This window comes from Macrococcus bovicus (genome assembly GCF_030376725.1).
Taxonomy (GTDB): Bacteria; Bacillota; Bacilli; order Staphylococcales; family Staphylococcaceae; genus Macrococcus; species Macrococcus bovicus.
The window spans coordinates 736222-755498 of sequence record NZ_CP128470.1 but is presented as its reverse complement, the minus strand read 5'-3'; the positions used below and the strand labels follow the sequence as shown (position 1 = coordinate 755498).

General features: G+C 44.7%; 20 protein-coding genes. 5 read left to right on the top strand and 15 right to left on the bottom strand.

What is annotated here, in order from left to right; translation table 11 throughout:
* The 7 genes from QSV55_RS04305 to QSV55_RS04275 all read right to left on the bottom strand — a co-directional run bounded on the left by QSV55_RS04305 (nucleotide 1) and on the right by QSV55_RS04275 (nucleotide 6682).
* Nucleotides 1–543, bottom strand: coding sequence for a helix-turn-helix domain-containing protein (locus QSV55_RS04305; protein ID WP_289650841.1), 543 nt, complete (start codon nucleotides 541–543; stop codon nucleotides 1–3).
* Between the two features lie 103 nt (nucleotides 544–646).
* Entirely contained in the window at nucleotides 647–931 is a 285-nt protein-coding gene (locus tag QSV55_RS04300; RefSeq protein ID WP_133451165.1) for a UPF0223 family protein, read from the bottom strand.
* Between the two features lie 66 nt (nucleotides 932–997).
* Nucleotides 998–2404, bottom strand: a complete 1407-nt coding sequence (gene lpdA / locus QSV55_RS04295; protein WP_289650840.1) for a dihydrolipoyl dehydrogenase — start codon at nucleotides 2402–2404, stop codon at nucleotides 998–1000.
* Nucleotides 2405–2407: 3 nt separating this feature from the next.
* Complete coding sequence (locus QSV55_RS04290) at nucleotides 2408–3709, bottom strand: dihydrolipoamide acetyltransferase family protein (RefSeq protein ID WP_289650839.1); 1302 nt, start codon at nucleotides 3707–3709, stop codon at nucleotides 2408–2410.
* A gap of 69 nt (nucleotides 3710–3778) precedes the next feature.
* On the bottom strand, nucleotides 3779–4756 hold the full coding sequence (locus QSV55_RS04285) for an alpha-ketoacid dehydrogenase subunit beta (RefSeq protein ID WP_133451162.1): 978 nt from the start codon (nucleotides 4754–4756) through the stop codon (nucleotides 3779–3781).
* Between the two features lie 3 nt (nucleotides 4757–4759).
* The gene (pdhA, locus tag QSV55_RS04280) at nucleotides 4760–5875 is read right to left on the bottom strand and encodes a pyruvate dehydrogenase (acetyl-transferring) E1 component subunit alpha (protein WP_133451161.1); all 1116 of its coding nucleotides are present in this window, start codon (nucleotides 5873–5875) and stop codon (nucleotides 4760–4762) included.
* Nucleotides 5876–6046: 171 nt separating this feature from the next.
* Entirely contained in the window at nucleotides 6047–6682 is a 636-nt protein-coding gene (locus QSV55_RS04275; RefSeq protein WP_289650838.1) for a YkyA family protein, read from the bottom strand.
* Nucleotides 6683–6793: 111 nt separating this feature from the next.
* On the opposite strand from QSV55_RS04275, the gene def reads away from it, so the two are divergent.
* Nucleotides 6794–7348, top strand: coding sequence for a peptide deformylase (def, locus tag QSV55_RS04270; RefSeq protein WP_133451159.1), 555 nt, complete (start codon nucleotides 6794–6796; stop codon nucleotides 7346–7348).
* A gap of 433 nt (nucleotides 7349–7781) precedes the next feature.
* On the opposite strand, the gene QSV55_RS04265 is transcribed toward def, so the two are convergent.
* Entirely contained in the window at nucleotides 7782–8558 is a 777-nt protein-coding gene (locus tag QSV55_RS04265) for a Cof-type HAD-IIB family hydrolase (protein WP_133451158.1), read from the bottom strand.
* Between the two features lie 176 nt (nucleotides 8559–8734).
* Here QSV55_RS04265 and QSV55_RS04260 point away from each other — a divergent pair, with 176 nt between their 5' ends.
* Complete coding sequence (locus tag QSV55_RS04260) at nucleotides 8735–8947, top strand: DNA-dependent RNA polymerase subunit epsilon (protein WP_133451157.1); 213 nt, start codon at nucleotides 8735–8737, stop codon at nucleotides 8945–8947.
* Entirely contained in the window at nucleotides 8947–10623 is a 1677-nt protein-coding gene (rnjA, locus tag QSV55_RS04255; RefSeq protein WP_133451156.1) for a ribonuclease J1, read from the top strand. Before QSV55_RS04260 ends, rnjA begins: the two co-directional genes overlap by 1 nt.
* 34 nt (nucleotides 10624–10657) lie before the next feature.
* On the opposite strand, the gene QSV55_RS04250 is transcribed toward rnjA, so the two are convergent.
* Genes QSV55_RS04250 through QSV55_RS04240 form a run of 3 tightly spaced genes read right to left on the bottom strand, consistent with a single transcriptional unit; the run spans nucleotide 10658 to nucleotide 13692 of the window.
* Nucleotides 10658–11320 carry a potassium channel family protein gene (locus tag QSV55_RS04250; protein WP_289650837.1) on the bottom strand — a complete coding sequence of 221 codons (663 nt, stop codon included), beginning with the start codon at nucleotides 11318–11320 and terminating at the stop codon, nucleotides 10658–10660.
* Nucleotides 11321–11323: 3 nt separating this feature from the next.
* Entirely contained in the window at nucleotides 11324–12343 is a 1020-nt protein-coding gene (locus QSV55_RS04245) for a cytochrome d ubiquinol oxidase subunit II (RefSeq protein WP_133451154.1), read from the bottom strand.
* Nucleotides 12343–13692 (bottom strand): cytochrome ubiquinol oxidase subunit I, encoded by a 1350-nt coding sequence (locus QSV55_RS04240; protein ID WP_289650836.1) that lies wholly within the window; start codon nucleotides 13690–13692, stop codon nucleotides 12343–12345. The genes QSV55_RS04245 and QSV55_RS04240 overlap by 1 nt, the downstream gene beginning before the upstream one ends.
* 173 nt (nucleotides 13693–13865) lie before the next feature.
* On the opposite strand from QSV55_RS04240, the gene QSV55_RS04235 reads away from it, so the two are divergent.
* The gene (locus QSV55_RS04235; RefSeq protein ID WP_289650835.1) at nucleotides 13866–14090 is read left to right on the top strand and encodes a glutaredoxin family protein; all 225 of its coding nucleotides are present in this window, start codon (nucleotides 13866–13868) and stop codon (nucleotides 14088–14090) included.
* Nucleotides 14083–14856: a metallophosphoesterase gene (locus QSV55_RS04230; protein WP_289650834.1), complete on the top strand. Its 774-nt coding sequence runs from the start codon at nucleotides 14083–14085 to the stop codon at nucleotides 14854–14856. Before QSV55_RS04235 ends, QSV55_RS04230 begins: the two co-directional genes overlap by 8 nt.
* A gap of 482 nt (nucleotides 14857–15338) precedes the next feature.
* On the opposite strand, the gene ptsP is transcribed toward QSV55_RS04230, so the two are convergent.
* The 4 genes from ptsP to QSV55_RS04210 form a co-directional block, all read right to left on the bottom strand.
* Nucleotides 15339–17048 carry a phosphoenolpyruvate--protein phosphotransferase gene (ptsP, locus tag QSV55_RS04225; protein ID WP_289650833.1) on the bottom strand — a complete coding sequence of 570 codons (1710 nt, stop codon included), beginning with the start codon at nucleotides 17046–17048 and terminating at the stop codon, nucleotides 15339–15341.
* A complete protein-coding gene (locus QSV55_RS04220; RefSeq protein ID WP_133451149.1) occupies nucleotides 17048–17314 on the bottom strand; it encodes a phosphocarrier protein HPr in 267 nt (88 codons plus the stop codon). The genes ptsP and QSV55_RS04220 overlap by 1 nt, the downstream gene beginning before the upstream one ends.
* Before the next feature lie 103 nt (nucleotides 17315–17417).
* Nucleotides 17418–17945 carry a DUF697 domain-containing protein gene (locus QSV55_RS04215; RefSeq protein ID WP_289650832.1) on the bottom strand — a complete coding sequence of 176 codons (528 nt, stop codon included), beginning with the start codon at nucleotides 17943–17945 and terminating at the stop codon, nucleotides 17418–17420.
* 55 nt (nucleotides 17946–18000) lie between these two features.
* Nucleotides 18001–19161 carry a class I SAM-dependent rRNA methyltransferase gene (locus QSV55_RS04210; RefSeq protein WP_289650831.1) on the bottom strand — a complete coding sequence of 387 codons (1161 nt, stop codon included), beginning with the start codon at nucleotides 19159–19161 and terminating at the stop codon, nucleotides 18001–18003.
* Nucleotides 19162–19277 lie beyond the last annotated feature (116 nt).

The window sequence follows — 19277 nt, the reverse complement described above, 5'->3', positions numbered from 1 at the left end:
CTATAAATAAGATTCCGTTGCGACAATGAGAATTTTCGCCTCTACTTTTTCCTGATTAAACAACTGATGGGATTCATTCGCCTTGAAATAAAAACATTCATGCTGGTCAGCTGTATAGACTTTCCGCCCTATTCTGATGGAAGCACGACCTTCCATGACATACATAAAACTCTCTGACGGAGAAGGCTCAAACTTCTTATATTCAGCCCCCGGCTTTAAAGTGATGATCACAGGCTCCATATCATAATCGTTTGATTCCGGAACAAGCCAGTTGATCAGGTAGCCATTGTCATATTCATCATATAAGGTCTGTTCTGACAGGGGATAATGTATCTGCTGCTGATAGAGGGCATCACTGAAGAATTCTGCAGGCTTAGCACCCAGCACTTCCAGTATATTAAAGAACGTCTCCATTGATGGCGAGCTGAGATTGCGCTCCAGCTGTGAGATGTAGCCTTTTGATAGATCGGTCCGTTCACCCAGTTCTTCCTGGGTCAGATTTTTCTGACGTCGAAGATCTTTAATCTTCTTTCCAATATCCATAACTAACCCCCTTCTGTTTAAAAATAATAAACAATAAGTTTAATATCATTACTTATAATTTATCAAAATTAGGACTATTAAACAATATGAAGGGGGCAATTCATTATATTTTTGTCATTGAGATCACTTTAGTCTCTGAACCCAGTGCTTCACGCATTTTCTTGATAACCGGATAGCCATCATATCCTGAGGCTTTCTTGAAATCCTTGTAGATATTATTTTCCTGGGCTTTACCTGGGCAGACCTTCTTGAACTGATCGTATTTCATCTTCAGTTCATCAATATTGATCTTACTTTCATAACTCTGTTCGATAGCTGCCAGAAAATTGACGACCGCTACCATTTCGTCAGGTGTCCAATCTAAATCTAACGGATAACTGTACTCCATATTGACCTCCATAAAAAAACGCTATTCTATAAATAGAATAGCGTTTTTAATAGTGATTGAAAAGTATTACATTGTGTGGATAGGGTGACCGATCGCAACTTCAGCTGCTTCCATTGAAATCTCACCTAAAGTTGGGTGAGCGTGGATAGTCATCGCCATATCTTCAGCAGTCATACCTGTCTCAATGGCTAAACCAAGTTCAGCGATAATGTCAGATGCACCAGAACCTGCAACTTGTGCGCCGATCAGTAATCCATCTTCTTTAAGAGAGATTAATTTCACGAAACCTTCAGATGCATTGATTGATAATGCACGGCCATTTGCTGCGAATGGGAATTTAGAAGCTTTATATTCAAGACCTTCTTCTTTCGCCATTGCTTCAGTGTAACCCACTGTCGCAAGTTCAGGTTCAGTGAAACATACCGCTGGGATCGCCAGGTAATCCACTTCTGATTTTTCACCTGAGATCGCTTCAGCCGCAACTTTCGCTTCATAAGATGCTTTGTGCGCAAGTGGTGGTCCTGCAACGATATCACCGATAGCGAAGATGTTGTCAACAGATGTACGACCTTGTTTGTCGACTTCGATTAAACCACGGTCTGTCAGTTTAACACCTAATTCTTCTAATCCGATATCATTGGTATTTGGACGACGTCCTACAGTCACTAAGCAGTAGTCTGCTTCAACTGTCTTCGTTTCACCTTTTACTTCGTATGTTACAGTTACGCCGTTGTCTGTCTCTTCAGCTGATTTAGCCATCGCTTCTGTTTCGATAGTCACGCCTTTAGCTTTTAAGCCTTTTTTAACGATCTGAGTCATTTGTTTTTCGAATCCGCCTAAGATATCTTTAGCGCCTTCTAAAATAGTGACTTCAGTACCGAAGTTAGCGTAAGCTGTTCCGAGCTCAGAACCGATATAACCGCCGCCGACAACGACTAACTTTTTAGGCACTTCTGGTAACGCTAAAGCACCAGTAGAATCGATGATGCGTTTACCGAATTTAAAGTTAGGGATTTCAATCGGGCGAGAACCAGTAGCAATGATCGCGTTTTTGAAAGTATAAGTTTGTGACGCTTTATCAGTCATCACTTTTAAGTTGTTGGCATCCACAAAGTAAGCTTCGCCTTCTGCGATTTCTACTTTACGGCCTTTAAGTAAAGAACCGACACCGCCTGTTAATTTATTAACAACGCTGTTCTTGAATTCTTGAACTTTAGAGAAATCAACTTTAACGCCTTCAGTTGTAATACCCATATCTTCTGAATGTTTTGCAACTTCATAACGGTGAGAAGCCGCGAGTAACGCTTTAGATGGGATACAGCCGACGTTAAGACATACGCCACCAAGAGCGCCTTTCTCAACGATTGTTACTTTTTGTCCGAGCTGTGCTGCACGAATAGCTGCAACATAACCCCCAGGACCTGCACCGATTACAATAGTATCTGTTTCAATTGGGAAATCTCCTACTACCATTCTTTACCCCTCCATTAATAATAATTCTGGATTATTTAATAAACGTTTGATATGGTTCATAGCTGCTTGACCTGTTGCACCATCGATTTGACGGTGGTCAAAGCTAAGTGATAAAGCAAGAACTGGCGCTGCAATGATTTCGCCGTCTTTAACGATTGGTTTCTGAGCGATACGGCCAATACCTAAGATCGCTACTTCTGGGTGGTTGATAACTGGTGTGAACCACTGACCACCAGCAGAACCGATATTACTGATTGTACATGAAGCACCTTTCATTTCAGCAGGCGCAAGTTTACCGTCACGAGCTTTAACAGCAAGTTCGTTGATTTCATCAGAAATCGCAAAGATTGATTTGCGGTCAGCGTGTTTCACGACAGGTACAAGTAAGCCGCGTTCTGTATCAGCTGCGATACCGATGTTGTAGTAATGTTTGTGTACGACTTCTTCAGTTGCATCATCAAGAGAAGTGTTCAGTGCTGGATAAGCTTTAAGAGCTGATACTAAAGCTTTTACCACGTAAGGTAAGAATGTCAGTTTAGTGCCTTGCTCAGCAGCCACTTCTTTGAATTTTTTACGGTGATCCCATAATGCTTGAACATCGATTTCGTCCATTAATGTTACGTGAGGCGCAGTGTGTTTAGAGTTAACCATTGCTTTAGCAATTGCTTTACGCATCGCAGGAATTTTCTCGCGTGTCTCTGGGAAGTCACCTTCTGGAGCAGCGATAGGTTGAGCTGGTGTCACAGCTGCTTCTGTCGCTTGGGCTGCTGGAGCTGCTGCAACTTCTGGGGCAGCTGAAGCAGCGCCACCGTTTTTGTATGCTTCGATGTCTTCTTTTAAGACACGGCCGTTTTTCCCTGTTCCTTGAACAGCTTTGATGTTAACGCCTTGTTCACGCGCAAATTTGCGGACAGAAGGCATAGCGATGACGCGGCGGTTCTCATCCACTTCAACATCTGTTGCTTGTGTAGCAGCAGCAGGCGCTGGTGCCTCTGTTTGAGCTTCCTCTTTTGCTTCTGCTTGAGGCTCTTCTTTAGCTTCTTCAGCGTGAGAGTCCGCAGGTGCATCAGGAGAGTCAATTTTGATGATGACATCACCGAGGTTAGCAACAGTACCTTCTTCTGCTACTACTTCTGTAACCGTACCAGATACTGGTGATGGGATTTCAACTACAGATTTATCATTCTGTACTTCACATAAAATATCGTCTTCGTTAACTGTGTCGCCTTCTTTAAAGAACCACTTAACGATTTCACCTTCGAAAATACCTTCACCAAGTGCCGGTAATTTAAATTCAAATGCCACTTTAAGTTCCTCCTAGAATATCTTTTTTTATAGGGAAAGTGAAAAGTACAAGCGTACTTTTCACGGATATTAAAATTCTAAAGTACGTTTTGCTGCTTCCACGATGCCGTCTTTGTTTGGTAACCAGACATTCTCAGCTTGTGTGAATGGATATGCAGTATCAGGTGCATAGACACGAGCAATCGGTGCTTCAAGGCTCAGCACAGCACGTTCTGAGATTTCAGAAACGACGTTTGCGCCTACACCTGCTTGTTTTTGTGCTTCTTGAACTACGACTACACGGCCAGTTTTTTCGACAGAAGCAATGATTGTATCGATATCAAGAGGTTGAACTGTGCGGAGGTCAACGACTTCAACTGAATGACCCTCTTTAGCAAGCTCTTCAGCTGCTTTCATAGATTCCTGTACCATTGCACCGTATGTGATGATAGAAAGGTCTGTCCCTTCCTGTTTCACTGCTGCTTTACCGATTTCAACTGTATATTCTTCTTCAGGTACTTCTTCACGGAATGAACGATATAACTTCATGTGCTCAAGGAAGACAACTGGATCGTTGTCACGGATAGCTGAGATCAGGAGACCTTTAGCATCATATGGGTTAGACGGGATAACAACTTTGATACCCGGTGTCTGAGCCATTAAGCCCTCTAAGTTATCTGCGTGAAGTTCAGGTGTATGAACACCACCACCGAATGGTGAACGGATTACAATCGGTGCAGGCTTAGTGCCGCCTGAACGGAAGCTCTGACGTGAAATTTGAGCAGCGATTGAATCGAATACTTCGAAGACGAAGCCGAAGAACTGGATTTCCATGACTGGACGGAAACCTGTTAATGATAAACCGATTGCCAGACCACCGATACCTGATTCCGCAAGCGGCGTATCGAAGACGCGGTCTTCACCGAATTCTTTCTGAAGTCCTTCAGTCGCACGGAATACACCACCGTTGACACCAACGTCTTCACCGAAAACTACGACGTTTTCGTCATTTTTAAGTTCTGTCTGCAGTGCATTTGTTATTGCTTGAATCATCGTCATTTGTGCCATGACTTACTTCGACTCCTTCTCTTTGTAGATTTCATATTGTTCTTTTAAGTTTTGAGGCATGTCGCCTGAATACATGATTTCTGCTAATTGAGAAACAGTCTGTTTAGGCGTGCCGTCTGCTTCTTTAAGAGCAGTCTTGATTTCTTCTTTAGCACGTTCCATTACTTCGTTTTCTTTCTCTTCAGTCCAAAGACCTTTGTTTTCAAGGAATTTACGGAAACGTACAAGCGGATCTTTTTTAACCCATTCAGAGTCTTCATCAGATGTTCTGTAACGTGTCGGGTCATCCCCTGCCATCGTATGTGGACCATAACGGTAAGTCATTGTTTCAATTAATGAAGGACCGTCACCAGCGATCGCGCGTTCACGTGCTTGTTTCGTCACGAAATAAACAGCAAGTGCGTCCATACCATCTACAACAGTACCTGGGATACCTGCTGCAACAGCTTTCTGTGCTAAAGTTTTAGCAGCTGTCTGTTTTTCACGTGGTGTAGAGATTGCATAGTTATTGTTCTGGATGACGAAGATAGCAGGTGCTTTGAATGCAGAGGCAAAGTTGATACCTTCATAGAAGTCACCTTGTGAAGAACCGCCGTCACCTGTATAAGTGATCGCCACATTCTGTTTGCCTTTTTTCTTAAGACCAAGCGCAACCCCAGCTGTCTGCACATACTGAGCACCGATGATGATCTGAGGTGCAAGTGCGTTCATGCCTTCTGGGAACTGGCTGCCTGTAAAGTGACCACGAGACCATAAGAATGCTTTTGTCAATGGAAGACCATGCCAGATTAATTGTGGTACATCACGGTAACCTGGAAGAATCCAGTCTTCTTTTTCAAGGGCGTATTGAGATGCTAACTGAGAAGCTTCCTGACCTGCTGTTGGTGCATAGAAACCTAAACGACCTTGACGGTTTAATGAGATCGAACGCTGATCAAGGACACGAGTCCAAACCATTCTCTCCATTAATTCTACTAACTGTTCATCAGTTAAATCAGGCATATATGCGTCATTTACGACATTACCATCTAAATCTAAAACTTGAACTACTTCAAACTTAGATTCAATTTCATTGAGTACTGATACTGCATCGAATGGTGCTTGTTTCTTCGAAGCCATTCAATTCACCAAACCTTTCGGATATATTTATATTTACTTGAATTATTCTAACATAAAACTGTTCTAGTGTTAAACAAAAAAATTCCGCAACAATTAAAGGGTTTTATTTGTTGAAACAATAGGAATCGGACACTCTGTTATACCGATATAACTTTTGCTGTTATAGTACAATTATTTGTTGTTCAATAACTTGACAATATCGCCGGATTCCTTCTGAACTTGCTCCATTGTCTGATTGAAAACCGTCATTTTTTTCTGGAAAGCACTCGTTGATTTGTTCAGACTTTCAATCTTAGCATTGACGCCGCTCGTCTCTGGACTTTTACCCTGTAAGTACTTGAATAAATCATTTTCTTTTTTCAGGACATCCTGGTAGGCTGTCATCAGTCCATCATGCTGGCTGTACTTTTTTTCCAGAGCCTCGGTCAGATCTGATGCTTCTTTTTTCTGATCCTTATCTTTAATTTCACTGGCTAAATCTTTCGCCTTGTTGAATTCGTTCTCTGATTCATCATAGGCTTTGATTTCCTTATTGATTGCCGTACTTCTGGCAGAAGCATTCTGAACAAGTTTTGTTGCCGCGCTGTTGATGAGGTTAATATCCTGTTTTTTTGCTTTACTGATTTTATTGAACAGCTCCACCTTCTCAGATTCAAGCTTCTGGAGTTCCTTGTTGACTGCGACCACTGGTTTCTCTTTTGCGTTGACCGCATCAATCTGGGTGTAGAATTTCTCCAGCTGCTCAGTCTTATTTCCGCAGCCGGCAAGTAGGATGACGGACAGGCCAGCGATGATTAGTTTCTTCATATTGATTGTTCCTCCTTTTTCATTCAGTTTTATAGTAGCCTTTTTTAAATAGTGATTCAATGTTTATCCTTAGGTGTCGTTTCTGCTATATTATAAAAAAGGAGTGATTACATGTTAACCATGAAAGACATCATCAGAGACGGACATCCGACGCTGAGAGAGAAAGCGCAGGAAGTCAGCCTCCCATTATCACAGGAGGATGTAAAGCTGGCTGATGAGATGCTTGAGTTCCTGAAGAACAGTCAGGACGACAAGATAGCTAAGAAATATAAACTGAGAAGCGGGGTCGGATTAGCTGCCCCTCAATTAAACATCAGTAAACGTCTTCTCGTCATTCATTTCTATGATGAGCAGACAGAAGACTATATCACGCATCAGCTGTTCAATCCGAAAATTGTCAGCCATAGTGTGGAGAAAGCTTATCTGCCTCAAGGTGAAGGCTGCCTGAGTGTTGATGAGAATATACCCGGGCTTGTACACCGCTATGCCCGCATCACAGTAAAAGCTGTTAACCGTGAAGGTGAAGAAGTCAAACTCCGCCTGAACCGCTTCGCTGCAATCGTTGTGCAGCATGAAATTGACCATCTGAATGGTGTCATGTTCTATGATCACATCAATCAGGCAGATCCATTTAAACCTGAAGAGAATGCGACAGCAGTAGAATAAAAAGAGTTGCCAGATCTTTCGCTGGCAACTCTTTTTATATAGGCTTACGCTCCTGTATCCGCGTATCGTCCCGCAGATCTATTTTGCGGGACGTTTCTCCTCATATTTCCGCAAATTCACCGGCGTATCGTCCCGCAGATCTATTTTGCGGGACGTTTCTCCCATATTTCCGCGTGTTCGCCGGCGTATCGTCCCGCAGATCTATTTTGCGGGACGTTTCTCTCATATTTCCGCGTGTTCACCGGCGTATCGTCCCGCAGATCTATTTTGCGGGACGTTTCTCCCATATTTCCGCGTGTTCACCGGCGTATCGTCCCGCAGATCTATTTTGCGGGACGTTTCTCCTCATATTTCCGCGTGTTCACCGGCGTATCGTCCCGCAGATACCTTTTGCGGGACGTTTCTCCACCACTCTTTCATACCTCCACAACTCTTACTCAATAAGGGCCAGCTTCTTGAAGGCATTCTGGATACCATTATCTTCTACATCCGTCGTGACAAAATCGGCAATTTGCTTGAGTCCCTCTACTGCATTGCCCATCGCGATACCTGTTCCGGCCCATTCAATCATCTCAAAGTCATTGTTGCCGTCACCGACTGCTATGACATCCTGCTGACTGAAACCTAGTTTCTCCGCAAATTTTCTGATGCCTTCTGCCTTTGAACCGTTGGACGGCACGACATCACGGCTGAACTCATGCCAGCGGTAGAACTTAATGAGCGGATACTGATCGTCATACACATCATCCGTTTCGCTGTCCTGAAACAGCAGCGCCTGAAAAATATCATGATGCTTGAAATACTCATCTTCGAATCGTGGATGATCCAGTTTGATGGAACCCATACTTTCTGTGATGTGATCGTGATGCCTGATATTGGATACGGCCTCTTTTTCACCGAGAAAGACCATCGGGTGATCCTTCTCCCTTGCTAAGGCTTCCAGTTTGGTCAAGGTGTGTACATCCAACGGGTTACGGTATATCACCTCAGCGTTATAGACCACATATTGCCCGTTAAAAGCAACAAAATTCGTAATGCCGGTATCCGCTATCACTTCCTGTATGTTATAGGGCGCACGACCTGTAGCAATAGCAAGGGTGTGCCCCGCTTCCTGCAGCTGACGTATCGCAGCATGGGTCGTCTCCGGAATGTGATGCTGTCTGTCATACAGCGTGCCATCTATATCGAAAAATATCAGTTTCTGAGTCAAATTGATTCCTCCTTTTCCTTAACCATATCTCACTTTATTGCTAAACTCTAGTTTTTACTTTGCACTCCTTCTTAACTTCATGTAAAATAAAGATACTCATACAATCTGTACGGTGAAGAGCCCTAGAGCAGCTAGGGCCTTATTTATGTTAATTATTCATTTAGGAGGATATATATATGGCAATTTTTAAAGTATTTTATCAGGAAGACAGAAGCGAAGTTATCATTCGCGAAAACACGAAAGTTCTATATGTTGAAGCTGAGACGGAAGAACAAGTCCGTAAATCATTAGCAGATCGCCCTTACAACATTGAATTCGTTCAGAAACTTGAAGGTGCACACCTCGCATACGAAGAGAAATCACCTGCGTTCAAAGTGGAGACTATCTAATGAATCTCCTGCAAAAAAATGAAGTCGGCGTATTCGCGCTGGGTGGAATGGGCGAAATCGGTAAAAACACCTATGCTGTGGAATACAAGGACGAAATTATCGTCATTGATGCGGGGATTAAATTCCCGGATGATGACTTACTCGGAATAGATTATGTGATTCCGGACTATACTTATCTCGTGCAGAACCAGCACAAGATCAAAGGTCTCTTCATCACTCATGGTCACGAAGACCATATTGGTGGTGTCCCTTTCCTGCTCAAACAACTGAATGTACCTATTTACGGTGGGCCGTTAGCACTGGGGCTGATCCGCAACAAGCTGGAAGAACATCATCTCCTGCGCACTGCTTCACTGAACCCGATCACAGAAGACAGTGTCTTTGAGTTTGATAACCTGAAAGTCACATTTTATTTGACGACGCACTCCATTCCGGAAGCGTACGGTGTCGTCGTGCATACACCAGAAGGTAAAATCGTTCATACCGGCGACTTTAAATTTGATTTCACGCCTGTCGGTGAGCCGGCGAATATCGCACGTATGGCCGGACTAGGTGAAGAAGGTGTGCTCTGCCTGCTTTCTGACTCGACAAATGCAGAAGTACCGAACTTTACGATCAGTGAACGTGCGGTCGGTCAGAGTGTGGAGCAGATTTTCCGTAAATGCACAGGCCGTATTATCTTTGCGACTTTCGCTTCTAATATCTACCGTGTACAGCAGGCGATTGAAGCGGCCGTGAAGTTTGACCGCAAGATCGTCATCTTCGGCCGCTCGATGGAGAACAACATCAAGATCGGGACAGAGCTCGGCTATATCAAGGTGCCGCCTGAGACGTTTGTCGAAGCGAACAAGATCAACAGTATTCCGAAGCATAAACTGCTTATCCTGTGTACAGGTTCTCAAGGTGAACCGATGGCTGCCCTGTCGCGTATCGCAAACGGTACGCACCGTCAGGTCAGCATCATCCCGGATGACACAGTCATCTTCTCAAGTTCCCCTATCCCGGGTAACACGAAGAGTGTAAACCGCACGATCAATGCACTCTATAAAGCCGGCGCAGATGTCATCCACGGCAAACTGTCCAATATCCATACATCAGGACACGGTTCTCAGGAAGAACAGAAACTGATGCTCCGCCTGATTAAACCGAAATTCTTCATGCCGATTCACGGGGAATACCGGATGCAGAAACTGCACGGTCAGTTAGGGATAGACTGCGGTGTTGATCCTGACAACGTCTTTATCCATGAAAACGGTGATGTACTGGCACTGACGCGTGACTCTGCACGTTATGCAGGTAAGATTCAGTCCGGCAATATCCTGGTCGATGGCAGCGGTATCGGTGACATCGGTAACGTCGTGATCAAGGACCGTAAGATTCTTTCTGAAGATGGGCTGGTCATCGTCGTCGTCAGTATCGACTTCAGAACAGGTCAGCTATTAGCCGGTCCTGACATCATCTCACGCGGATTCGTCTATATGCGCGAATCCGGTCATCTGATCTATGACGCACAGCGCATGATCAAGAAAACAGTCATCGATAAACTGAACCATACAGAAAATGTTGAATGGCATCATATCAAAAATGCGATCACGGAAAGCCTCTCCCCTTATCTTTATGATAAGACTGCACGCCGTCCGATGATCCTGCCGATGATCATGAATGTCGACAACTAAAAAAAGCTGAACAGCAACTTGCTGTTCAGCTTTTTTAGTTATCCTCCAGTTTGCTCTCAAATCGGCCGAGGTCGTTGTCATGACCGATGACGATAAGGATGTCACCCTGCTGGATGTACTCGCCCGGATCCGGCGATACGGTAATATGACCGTTCCGTTTGATCGCAATGATATTCAGACCATAGTTCGCACGTAGATCTAAATCAAGTAATGAGGTCCCTTGCAGTTTAGGACCTGCAATGATCTCAACGATAGAATGCTCATCTGCCAGCTCCAGATAATCCATAATGGATGAATTGGACAGTTTGTGAGCAAGACGTCGGCCCATATCCCGTTCAGGGTGGATGACGACGTCAGCTCCAATCTTATCCAGTACTTTAGCATGGTAGTCGTTCTGCGCTTTCGCGGTCACCTTCGCAACCCCTAAATCCTTCAGGATCAATGTCGTCAGAATACTCGCCTGTATATTATCTCCGATCGCCACGACCACATGGTCGAAGTTCCGGATACCCAGACTCTTCAGCACGGTCTCATCTGTTGAGTCTGCGATCACTGCATGGGTGGCAATATCTGCATATTCATTGACACGTGCTTCATCACTGTCAATGGCCATGACATCGATATCCAGTTTATTCAGTTCTCGGACAATACTGCCGCCGAAGCGACCAAGCCCGATGACTACAAATTCCTTTTCCATTCTCTACCTCCGTTTTCCTGAGACGTAATCTGCATCAAAGATGAATAATCTCAGTAATAATACTAAAGAAGGAACAAGTAAAAGTAAACCTGCAATAAACACAATCACCAGGGCCAGGGCCATTGAATCATTGACGACCGCATGGTTGAGATCGATATAAGGGTACAGAATATAAGGCATCTTACTGATTCCGTAACCGTAGAACGCTAAAGCGAACTGGATCATAATCGCAATAAAAGCGATGCCATGATGACGACGCTGCCATATCAGGACAAAGCCGATCACGAAGAAGATGATACTTAAGCCGAAGAGCCACCAGTAATGTGTAACGGCTATATTAAAGTGTTCAGCATTATGCTGTCTTAAGCTCAGGAACACAAACTGACAGATGACAATCATCGGCCCTGCCCAGATCATGAACCATGTTCTCAGCAGCTCATAGGCAGGATGATCTTCTGCTTTATGCGCATAGTAGGTCAGGAAAGCAGATGAAATGTACAGGACCGAGATGATGGATAAGAACACAACCGCCCAGGCATAGGGACTCATCAGCAGTTCAAAATAATCCAGTGAGACCCCGTTCTTTGTCTTCTCAATAAATCCGCCTTCAGAAATGGTCAGGACAGTGGAGAATGATGCGGGAATCAAGAGACCCGTCATCCCATACAGGAAGACCCACTGGAACTTCGTGTCTTTACCATATGTCTCAAAGGCGTAGAATGCACCGCGAATCGTCAGTAATATCAGCGCGATTGATGCCGGAATCAGCAATGTCGTCCCGAAATAATAGGCTGTGTCCGGAAAGAATCCGACGATACCGACAAAGAAGAAGACGAGGAAGACATTCGTCACTTCCCATACCGGATTCAAGTAGCGCGAGATCAGTTCGTTGATAATATGATCTTTTTTGATGATTTTAGCATAAAGCATAAAGAAACCGGCGCCAAAATCGACGGCGCCCACAATGATGTAACCATAGAGGAATGTCCACAGTACAGTGATTCCTATGTGCTGATAATCCATTAAGCTTCTCCTCCTACATTCGCACGGTTATTTTCGATGTCAATCGCCGCAGGTTTATCCTTAAAGATGCGGATCAGTACATAGACGCATGAGAAGCCGAGGATGAGGTACAGCAGTGCAAAAGCTGCCAGTGTCAGTGAGACACCGTTAGCCTGTGTCACACCTTCCGCTACTTTCATATAGCCTCTTAAAATCCAAGGCTGACGGCCCATTTCTGCCAGGAACCAGCCGAATTCGATGGCGAGCATGCTCATCGGACCGGTCAATGCAATCATATAGAGCATAAAGGAATGGTGCGCCCAGTCTTTCTTGAACTTCTTCATAATGAAGTACAGCACAGAAATAGTGAACGAGAAGACACCGAAAAATACCATTAAATCAAAGAAATAATGAATCACTAGCGGCGGACGTTCATCAACCGGTATGTCATTCAGTCCTTTGATCTCCGTATCAATACTGTTATCAGCCAGGAAGCTCAGCATACCTGGAATCTTGATAGCCCCTTTGATTTCCTGGGCTTTTTCATCTACCGTACCGAATAGCACGAGATCAGCACGGCTGCTTGTATCAAAATGCCATTCCATAGCCGCTAATTTCTCGGGTTGTTCGTGGTGAAGGAACTGCGCTGAAGCGTGACCTGCCATCATCGCAAAGAGCGAGAAGATAAGACCCGTCAGTACGGTCACTTTTAAGCCCTTGATGTGATAAGCACGGTCGCTGTCAAACTTATTACGTAATAATTTAACAGCTGCGATACTCGCCAGCATAAATGCAATCGTCATACCGCCCGTTGTGACAACGTGGAATGCACGCACAAAGAATGAACTGTTCAGCATGGCCCCCACTGGATCAATATTGACCAGCTGACCTTTGACCATATCAAAGCCTTCCGGTGTATTCATGAATGAGTTCACACTTGTAATGAAAAGCGCACTCATCGTCGAGCCGATGATGATAGGAATTGTCAGCAGCCAGTGCAGCCAGCGGTTTTTGAAACGGTCCCACGTATAGAGATAGATACTTAAGAAAATCGCCTCAAAGAAGAACGCGAATGTCTCCATGAAAAGCGGCAGCGCGATGACCTGCCCGCCGATACGCATAAACGACGGCCATAAGAGCGATAACTGCAGCCCAATGATCGTACCGGTTACAACGCCGACTGCGACTGTGATGGTAAAACCTTTGGCCCAGCGTTTGGCCATAGCTAGATACGCAGGGTCTTTCTTGTAAAGTCCGAGACCTTCAGCAATCATAAACATAAATGGTAGTGCAACACCTATCGTTGCAAAAATAATATGAAATGCCAGCGTCATACCTGTCAGTAATCTGCTGATAACAACAGCATCCATTAATTTCCTCCTTATGTGATTTTTATCACAAATTTGATAGCTTTATTATACTAGACCATTCCCTATTATTCTAATAGAAGGCTCATTTATTTTGTAAAGATTTAGTGAACAAAGTTTGAAATTTCATGCAGAAAACGCTACGATGATAAAGATTCTAATTTGGAGATGATTGAATGAATATTACCCTTTATACCCAGGACAGCTGTCCGCCCTGTCAATATATCAAGAACTATTTCAATGAACAGAATCTTCCCTTCACCGAGAAGAATATCAAGCACAGTGCGTATCGTCAGGAAATGATGGAGATGGATGCATTCAGTACGCCGCTGATCATTATTAACGGTGAAGTCCTCCGTTCAGTTGATATGGATAGAATAGAAGCCTTGATCCATGAATAAGAACTGGCTGCCTTTTAAATCCAAAAAAGAGGATGTTGTCATTAAAAGACATACACTGAATCTGTTGAGACAGCCGCATGCAGCACCTCTTAAAGTCATCCATATTTCAGATCTGCATCTCGGCTTTCACTATAGTTATGATGACCTTATATATCATATCCAGCTCATCAACGATCTGCAGCCGGATATTATTATCATTTCAGGTGACCTCTTTGATAATATCGACCACTACCACAATCCGGAGCATCTGATTCCGCTTCTTAAGACGATGACAGCACCGCTTGGCGTCTTCTTTTCATATGGCAACCATGATCAGCGTATTCATCAGACACCCCGTATCAGTCGTATACTCAGTGCAAGCAACATCCAGCTGCTGACGAATACAGGGGTCGTCCTCGACTTTGATCAGGAACCTATCTTCCTGGGTGGTCTGGACGATATTCTCAATAGTAAAGGCAATATGTATCAGGCGCTGAAGAACCGGCCGGATGATATGTTGACGATGATGATTGTCCATGAGCCGGACTATGCGGACTTCGTCGAACAGTTTAAAGTCGATGTGCAGTTCTCCGGGCATAGTCATGGTGGTCAGATCCGCCTCCCTCTAGTGGGTGCGCCAGTCAAGCCGCAGCTCGGACGTAAATATGTCAAAGGGCTCTACCGGATCGGGGCAATGACCCTTCATGTCTCCCCCGGCCTCGGCACGACCCATCTGCCCATCCGTCTCTTCTGTCCGCCGGAGATCACCTTATTCAATATCCACTAAAAATAAGCCATATCCTGAAAAGGGTATGGCTTTTATACTATCATGAATGATTGAGATGAATCTGCGTATCGTCCCGCAGATCCTGTTTGCGGGACGTTGCTCCTCGTTTCCGCTGGTCCGATGCTGCGTATCGTCCCGCAGATCCTGTTTGCGGGACGTTACTCCTCGTTTCCGCTGGTCCAATGCTGCGTATCGTCCCATAGATTCCGTTTGCGGGACGTTACTCCTCGTTTCTGCTGGTCCGAAGCTGCGTATCGTCCCGCAGATCCTGTTTGCGGGACGTTGCTCCTCGTTTTCACTGGTCCGATGCTGCGTATCGTCCCGCAGATCCTGTTTGCGGGACGTTGCTCCTCGTTTCTGCTGGTCCGATGCTGCGTATCGTCCCGCAGATTCCGTTTGCGGGACGATATCCTCCCTACTAATAAAAAAACAGCGATAACTTCTGAATTTAATCAGAAGCTTTCGCTGTTTCATTGTTTATTTTACTGGTTGTTGACAAGATGGACGACTTCTTCCTGTGTCGCACAGTTCAGCGCCTGCTCTGCCAGTTTTTGCATCTGGCCGCGATTTAAGTTCTTGATCTGACGACGTGCTTTCAGAATGCTTGTCGCACTCATCGAGAACTCATCTAAGCCAAGACCCAGTAACAGAGGAATAGCAGTGGTATCGCCGGCCATTTCGCCGCACATACCTGTCCACTTGCCTTCTTTATGGCTGGCGTCAATGACTTGCTTCACTAGACGCAGAATGGCCGGATTGTATGGCTGATACAGATATGAGACGCGTTCTGACATACGGTCAGCAGCCATTGTGTATTGAATCAGGTCATTCGTACCGATGCTGAAGAAATCGACTTCCTTGGCGAAGATATCAGCCATCGCCGCTGTAGAAGGAATTTCAACCATGATACCGACTTCAATATCATCAGCTACTTTAACTTTGGCATCTGTCAATTTCGCTTTTTCTTCTTCCAGAATCGCTTTCGCCTGACGGAATTCATTGATGGTCGCGATCATCGGGAACATGATGCTTAAATGACCTTCAGTGGATGCGCGCAGTAAAGCACGGAGCTGTGTTCTGAAGATATCCTGCTGATCTAAGCACAGACGAATCGCACGGTAGCCGAGGAATGGATTCATTTCATGCGGCAGGTTCAGGTATGGCAGCTCTTTATCGCCACCGATATCGAGAGTACGAACCACGACACGTTTGCCTTTCATTGCTGACAGCACACGTTTATAAGCTTCATACTGCTCATCTTCAGTCGGCATAGACTCACGCCCCATATAAAGGAACTCAGTACGGTAAAGACCGATACCTTCAGCGCCGTTATTGATGACACCTTCTAAGTCGTCAGGTGTACCGATATTCGCAGCGAGTTCGACGTGAACGCCGTCTGCTGATTCCGTTTTATCATTGACAAGCTTTTTCAGCTCTTCTTTGTCCTGAATGAACTTGGCCTGCTTATCCTTATAAGCAAAGATCATGTTCTCATCAGGATTGATGATGACGTCACCTGTTGAACCATCGATGATAACGATATCGCCTTGTTTGATAGACTTCGTCACATCTTTTGTTCCCACTACAGCTGGAATTTCCAAAGAACGGCTCATAATGGCAGAGTGGCTTGTACGTCCACCGATATTCGTCGCAAAACCTTTGACAAACTGCTTGTTCAGCTGGGCAGTATCTGACGGTGTCAAGTCATGAGAGATAATGATCACATTTTTATCAATGGTACTCGGACTCGGCAAAGTCACACCTAATAAATGAGCAAGAACACGTTTAGAAACGTCACGGATATCCGCAGCGCGTTCTTTCATGTATTCATTGTCCATCGATTCAAAAATAGTGATGAAGTTATTTGCGACTTCCATCAGCGCACTTGGTGCATTGGTCTGGTTAGTGCGAATATTCTCTTCAATCGGATTGATAAGTTCAGGGTCTTCAAGCACAAGTAGATGGGCATCAAAGATAGCCGCTTTATCCGGACCTAATGCGACTTCCGCGTTGTTTCTAATCTGCGTCAGTTCTACTTTAGATTCATTAATCGCCGCTTTAAACTTTGCTACTTCTGCTTCAGTATCTGTGATTTTCTGATCGCTATAAGATAAATCGGGCTCGATCAACAGATAAGCTTCTGCTATCGCAACGCCATCTGAAGCGCCGATTCCTTTTAAAGTCATTGACATTACTTAGTCAGACCTTCTTTAGACAGTACATCGCTGATAGCCTGAATCGCTTCTTTCTCATCAGTACCTTCAGCATATACAGTGATTTCAGCGTCTTTGCCGACACCTAAACTCATTACGCCCATAATAGATTTAAGATTCACTTTTTTACCGTTGTATTCTAATTGCACATCTGAATCAAATTTGCTTGCAGTCTGAACCAGCATAGTAGCCGGGCGTGCGTGAATACCTGTTTCGTCGATAATGACATAGCTTTGTTGTTCCATCGTTCATCTTCTCCTTTAGGATGCATAATTTTATATATAAACCTTATGTCTATACAGCTTTAGAATAGCAAAACATGGCGGATACTTCAAATTTTTTAGACGGCTACATTAAACTGCGCGCGACCTGCTCACATTTCCTCGCATGATCCTCGCCTAATTTCTTCATCAATCTATAACTGATGCCAGCCGCCACTGCCTGACCTACCACCGGAATCCATCTGACTTGTTTCGCTGCTTCACGTTTCGCGAAAGCTTTGAGGACGACCGTCAGCAGTTTCGTCGTGATATTCCGGCCGATGAAGTCGCTGCCTTTCTTCGCCGCAGTGAACATTACCTGCTGTTTCATATCAGCAGCCATATTATTGACCTGTTTGTGACTCAGCCCGTAGACTTTATTGATGTCTTCTATGATATCTTTCATGAGCTTAAGGTCGACCCCGACATCGATACCCGGAATCGGCACAACAGTTGCTGCTGAACTCATCAGCGATTTATTCTGAATGATCTTGTCTGCCTGCTGGCGACGTTCTATCAGTTCCGTTTCAGTAGCGGGCAGAGAATGCAAGGTCGTCTGGTTGCCTGTATTTAAGTTTTTGCCGACTTGATTGATTACTGTATCTAGAATTCCCATTAATGACACGTCCTTTTTTATAAAGTTAATGTTTTATTCCCGGAAATCCTTCCTGTTAATCAAGGATTTTGACGAAGACCACTTTCAGATATTTGGAAGGCTTGTATAAATGCGTCGTCCTGAAATCTTTAGGCAGTCCCATTACGTCAGTGATTTCATAGTCTCTGCCTGCCAGTGTCTGCTGAATCATTTTCTTGAACTGAGACAGCGCGTAATTGCTCGCATTTGTACTGAGCACCAGGTAGCCGCCGCGATTCAGGATGGGCAGTGCACCTTCAATCAGTTCATGGTAGTTGTCCTTGACGCTGAAGCGCTTCTTCTTGGAACGCGAGAAACTAGGCGGATCAATGACAATCAGGTCAAAAGTCATCTTCTTCCGCGCACAGTATTTCAGCATATCAAAGACGTCCATCGTATAGAGCAGCTGTTTGTCGATATTGATCTCATTTAAAGCGAAGTTCTGCTCGATCAGTTCGAGTGAGCGTTTAGCGATATCCACGCTGACCGTCTCCTGGCCATTCTTTGCGGCCGCCACGCTGAAGCCGCCTGAATAAGCGAACAAGTTCAGCATCGGCTTCTTCAGATCAAGAGACATGATTTTGTTGCGGACATCACGCTGGTCGAGGAAGATACCGGTCATCGGACCCTCCTCGAAGTTGATCGTATAAAAGAGGTCATTCTCTGTGATGATGATTGGAAACTCGACCGCTTCCTCACTGATACGGTGTGTCGGGACATTTTTATCGAATCTCAGCTTCTCATAAAGCGTTTTGCAGTCGAATACCGCTTGCAGGCTGCGGATAATCGCTTCCTTGTAGTGATAGATGCCTTTGGAATACCATTGAATCAGGAAATGACCATCATAATCATCGACGGTAAAGCCCCCAAGCCCGTCTCCTTCTCCGTTGTACACGCGGAACGCATTCGTATGACCTGAATTATAGAGGGATGCGCGTTCTTCTTTCGCCGCTTCAAAGAGCAGCTTAAAGAAACGCTCATCTAGTTTTGTCTCCAGACTGTCACTGATCTTATAGCCTGCACCGCGGTTCTGACGGCCAAAATAAAAAAGCCCGAGGTCAGTCCCGTCTGACGCCTTCAGCACAAAGCGCTCACCCTCGTTCATCGTATCCATATCAAAAATATCAGCTTCTTCAAGCACGAGATAGCCGTCGCGATATTTCTTGTCATGCTTGTGCTTTAATACTACTTTCTTCATTACTGCACCTTCTTTTTCTGTTTTCTCCACTATAACACAAAAAGAGTGCCCCCCCAGGCACCCTTTATGCAACGTTCTTGTTTTATCACAGCACTTTCCCCAAAGTGCTATTCTCC